This window comes from Aeromonas finlandensis (assembly GCF_000764645.1).
Lineage (GTDB): Bacteria > Pseudomonadota > Gammaproteobacteria > Enterobacterales > Aeromonadaceae > Aeromonas > Aeromonas finlandensis.
On sequence record NZ_JRGK01000224.1, the window covers coordinates 1 to 911 of the forward strand.

2 protein-coding genes are annotated in these 911 nt (G+C 34.6%); both read right to left on the minus strand.

What is annotated here, in order from left to right:
- On the minus strand, positions 1–271 hold a 271-nt coding region (locus LD28_RS22450; protein ID WP_193354312.1), incomplete at its 3' end, for a DegT/DnrJ/EryC1/StrS family aminotransferase.
- Positions 272–304: 33 nt separating this feature from the next.
- A partial coding sequence (locus LD28_RS23095; RefSeq protein WP_162182400.1) for an ankyrin repeat domain-containing protein occupies positions 305–911 on the minus strand: 607 nt, incomplete at its 5' end.

Below are 911 nucleotides of genomic sequence, written 5' to 3' on the forward strand. Positions count from 1 at the left end.
CAATATAAGTATTAGCCTGTACAATGACCTCATCACCCGAGCTTATTTTCCCAAGCTTTTTCCAAGCACGCAGGGTTAGGATTAACGCATCCAGTCCATTGGCGACCCCAATAGCATGTCTGGTTCCGCAGTATATGGCGAAATCTTTTTCAAAGGCAGCGAGCTCATTACCCATGATATACCAACCAGAGTCTATTACACGAGCACAGGCATTTTTGAGCTCTTGTTGGTATTTGCAATTGATAGATTTCAAATCGAGAAAATTAATCACTTTACACCTACAATGTTCTATGAGTAGATTAAACTACAATGATAATAAAACACTCAGCCAATATTCGTTTTTTTGATTTTCAAGATAATCAAAAACAGTCATACCTCTATAGTCAGATAGACTCAAATCGGCACCGAGAGATTTCAACTCTTCAAGATATTTAACTGAGTTATGTTCAATTGCATAATCTTTGGCATACATAAAAACTGTGGTGCCATTATAATTAGTGTCATTTATATTTGCACCACACTCTAACAGCTGGCGAATAACATTAAGCTGGCCATTATATGCCGCCACAATTATTGGCGACCATCCTTTTTCATTTTTTTCATTAACATTGAACTTATTAAGATAAGTTCTTACCAACTCTAAATCATTTTTCGCACAAGACTGCATTAATAGAGAAAATGTATCTTTATATACTTTCACATCAAAATCTATACTACTCAATATGATATGTTGATTTGTCTCTTCTAAAACAGTTCCGGCTTTGGGTGCTGAGTTTGTATCCAAAATTTCACAACCACATACGTGACATCCGAAAACCCTAGGAAGTTGATATGATCTGAAAGTAAAAGCATTAATTGAATTTTTAATTTCAATGGCAGTTTTATTTAAATCAATTACAACATTACTATAG